At 45.1% G+C, this 3,920-nt stretch carries 1 protein-coding gene and 1 pseudogene; both read right to left on the bottom strand.

What is annotated here, in order from left to right:
- A partial coding sequence (locus B4F08_RS05705) for a UvrD-helicase domain-containing protein (protein WP_291373725.1) occupies window positions 1–1,954 on the bottom strand: 1,954 nt, incomplete at its 3' end.
- Window positions 1,955–1,957: 3 nt separating this feature from the next.
- Window positions 1,958–3,920, bottom strand: a pseudogene (locus B4F08_RS05700) (exodeoxyribonuclease V subunit gamma); the annotation flags it as partial.

Genomic DNA, 3,920 nt, shown 5'->3' with positions numbered 1-3,920 from the left:
CCAACAGCCGACTCAAAAGTGCACGGCGAACTTTGGCCTCATCAAAAGGATGCATCATTGCGGTCAATAATGCACCGACATCTTTCGCGACCTGACTTTCAAACACACTGCGTTTAGACGGACGGTTGACCAAAATTCCCAAACGCTCTAGTTCAAACTGAACTTTGTCCAAGCCATCATGGTTTTTCGACAACACCGCGATATCATTTGCCCCCATAAACTGTGGCGGATCATCTGCCACATACAGTTGCTGTTGAATGCCTTGGTTGATTAAATCACAAATTTTCCATGCCACTTGTTGAGCTTCATTCTTTTTATCTTCAAGTAACAGCCAACGCAGCGGAACATGGTTTTCACCCTGTGCATCGACCAAAGCGGGATGTGGACGAGTCCCTGCTTCTACAGGCTGATAATAGACCTGCTCACCAAAGTCCTGTTGGCGTTGGAATAAAGCATCCACCACCTGTACCAGTTTTTGCACAGAGCGATGATTATATTTCAAACTATACTGTCGACCTTGCTTTGCCAAAACATCTAAACGTGCCTTGTTATAGGTCAGCATGTCCCCCCCACGAAAGCCATAAATAGCTTGTTTCGGATCACCGACCATAATCATACAGCCTTGATGATAACGCTGCGCATCACGCCAAATCCGCGCCAACATATCATCTTGGTCTTGGTTGGTGTCTTGAAACTCATCCACTAAAATGAGTGGATAGCGTGCCTGTACAAACTGGGCAAAGCGCCTGCCCTGCTCGCCCTGTAAAGCTTCTGACAAGGTCCGAATTTGTTGGGCAAAGGTCGTTTCACTCTTTTGCTGCAACACTTGCGGTAAACGCTTTTTCACCTCAGAGCTTAAGTGATATTTCAAATACGCATCCAGCACATCCAAATTGAGCTCTAGCTCTGTCAACGCCTCTAAGAAACTGTGAACCTGTCGCCACACTGGATGCTGTTCAAACTGTTCCAATACATCCACGGCACATTTATTTAAGACTTTTTTCGTCGCGAGGTCAGTCAGGTGCTTTAAGGTTTTTTCAAAATGTGGCGCAAATAAAGCATAAGCCCGTTGCTCTTTCAATGCAGTCAAAAAAGCAGGTAAGTCCTGACATAAAATACGTTGCATCAAAGCATCGGTGCGCCATTTTTTCCCCAACACCGCATGGTATTGCCCCTCAGGGGCATAATAGTCTTTCAATCCTTCAATCTGCACCACATCCAGCGTGGTAAATTGATCAATGGCCTGCTCAAATTGCGTCAAATCAAGTACAGGTTTTTCCACCTGTTGAAACTGTGCTGATGCAAAGTTCAAACTATTTTCGACAATCGGCACATAAGCCTGTTCGGTTTTTAATTTTTGTTTTAACAGTAAATAATTCACCACAGGCTGTGGCTGCGCCTGAATCCACTCACGTAATACATCATGAATGAGCTGTTGAGTATAACTCTGCGCATCATCGGTGATATCCGCACGCTCAATCTTGCCACTTTCAAAAGAAAACTCACGCAGTAGCTTTTGACTAAAACTGTCCAATGTCCCGACAAATAACTCATCTAACTGATCAATCACTAACTTCAAACGCTCTTGAGCGAAACCGACCCGCTGCGCATAGTCTGTCAGTACTTTGATAAAAAGCGGATCTTGTTCAACAGTTATTTTGGCCTGTATTTCTCGCTCGGTTAGACTTTGACAACCTTCAAAATAACGTAAGGTGTCAATCAAACGTGCCCGAACGCGACTTTTCAGCTCCGCGGCGGCAGCACGGGTGAAGGTGGTTGCAATGACCTGATTCGGCAAATAGGCTCCGAGAAAAATGCGTACCATTAAACTGGATAAAGTAAAAGTCTTGCCTGTGCCTGCTGAAGCTTCAATCCAATGCAAGCCCTGAAAGCTCATATCGGCAATGGGTTGATAAGACATGTTCGATGGAGTGACCTGAGACTGGGCTGTCATGACTTAGTCCTCAAGGCTTTGCTGATGCAAAAAAATCGGATGATATAGCTCATAAGAAAACTGCTCACAGGCATGGGCAAGTAATGCTTTGGCATCCTGCTCTTGTAAAATAAACTGCCAGTCGCGGTGTGCTTTATTGGCTTCATTTTCAGTCATTGAAAAACCACTAAAACGACCATCTTCTTCCCAAACTTTATAAATGGCGTCCATGTCCGCAATCACCATCTGTTCCTGATCATTCAGTTTCCATTCATGCGTTTTATCTTTTTCTGCAATTTTCAACAGCAAGGCCGCAGGTAAAACCAAAGGCTGAGTTTGTGCATACTCCCATGCTTTCAACCAAGGCTTGAGCCATTCACGCGCCTGATTTGAACTCACACCAGTACATAAAATGGTTCGGTCACTAAACACCACGATGCGTTGATATTGCTGTCCGCCATCACCTAAGTTCACATAAGCCAACCACAATAAATACTCCAACCAAACTTTGGCACGGCGCTTTGCTCTTGCACTAGACGCTTCCAGACTGACCCATTTTTCAGCACTGTATTTGGCTAAGGTAATATTGATCTGTAAATGTTCATTCACCTTCCAGACTTGTTGGGTCGTGGCTGTGGTCTCAGGTGCATAGCGTTGTAAACGGGTCAGCAAGCGCTGCTGCTCAAGCACGCTCATTTGCCAGACCCCATCTTGCACTTTACCAATCGGGAGTTGATCCATCAGAAGGTTGGCATCTGCTTCTGCTTCATGTTGTTGTAAAAAATGACGAATGGCATAACGTCCTAAACCATCAAGTAGTAACGGCTCTTGCGTTGCAGGAATCTCTTCTGGTTTTAAGTTTTCCACGCCTAAAGTCTTGAGATACAGCCGTGCAGGGAAAGTGATGTCCTGAATCCACTGCTGACTGTCAAGAACTTGAATGTCTTGCTCTAATTTTGGATACGGCGTGTTGACCCAACTGCTGCGTTGCCCCGATGCATGTTGCAATTGTTTCGCGACCTGAAACCATTGATCTTGAAAACGGATACTGTGCTCAGACTCAAAACCACGTGGATCAAAAGGCAATAAAGGATGAACATGATATAGCGATGCTAACTGTGCAGGGACAGTCACACCATGCTGATCAACCGTTGCATTGACACTCTTGGTCTGTGTGTCAGGCTGCACAATAAAGGCCATATGCTGAATCAGTTCTTGCAATACTGTAGACGGATCCCGGACTTCACCATCGTTAATATCAAAGCCATTATAAAATAACCATACGTTCTCTTGTGCCAACAACAACGCATCTAGAAAAGCCCCTTGATCGTCTTCCAAACGGGAACGATCCCCCAGCTGTGGCTTCAGTAAATCCATCAAGTCAAAAGGCAAATGCGCACTGCGGTTAGGAAACTTGCCACTGTCCAAGCCCAACATCACAATCAGCTTATACGGCACAGGCCGAATCTGACCAATTTGACTAAATGTGATCTGCCCTGTGGGTTCTGCATAGTCCAATTGCGCTTCTAAGGTCTTTTGAATTTCCTCTAACACATAAGGTAAAGGTAAACTTAAACTGCGCAGTGCATGATGGTCGTGTTCATCGTAGAAACTTGCCAAAGTCAGCATACGTTCTTGTTTTTTGACCATCTTATACACTGCGGCCAAAGACTCGACACCCGCGACTTCAAACTCGCGAATATCCTCCATCAAACGATTCAGCCAAGTTTCTGCCGTCGTCCGTTGTCCTATTTCATGCGCGATCATCCACTCGGAACGGTGTTTAAAATCCTGATAAATTTCAATCAAAATACCAATCAGCTCAAAATCACTCGACTGTACTTGGGCATAGCTCAAGGTCTCATGAAACAGCACATGTTCTGGTACAGCGACGCCTAAAGCCAAACGATCTAAAGCAAACTTCAGACTATAACGATAGTCCTCATCCCCTTCGGCCAGACTACGTTTTAAATGTTCAGCATCCAAT

Source organism: Acinetobacter sp. UBA6720, from assembly GCF_002454215.1.
Lineage (GTDB): Bacteria > Pseudomonadota > Gammaproteobacteria > Pseudomonadales > Moraxellaceae > Acinetobacter.
This window is presented reverse-complemented; position numbering and strand designations above follow the sequence as displayed.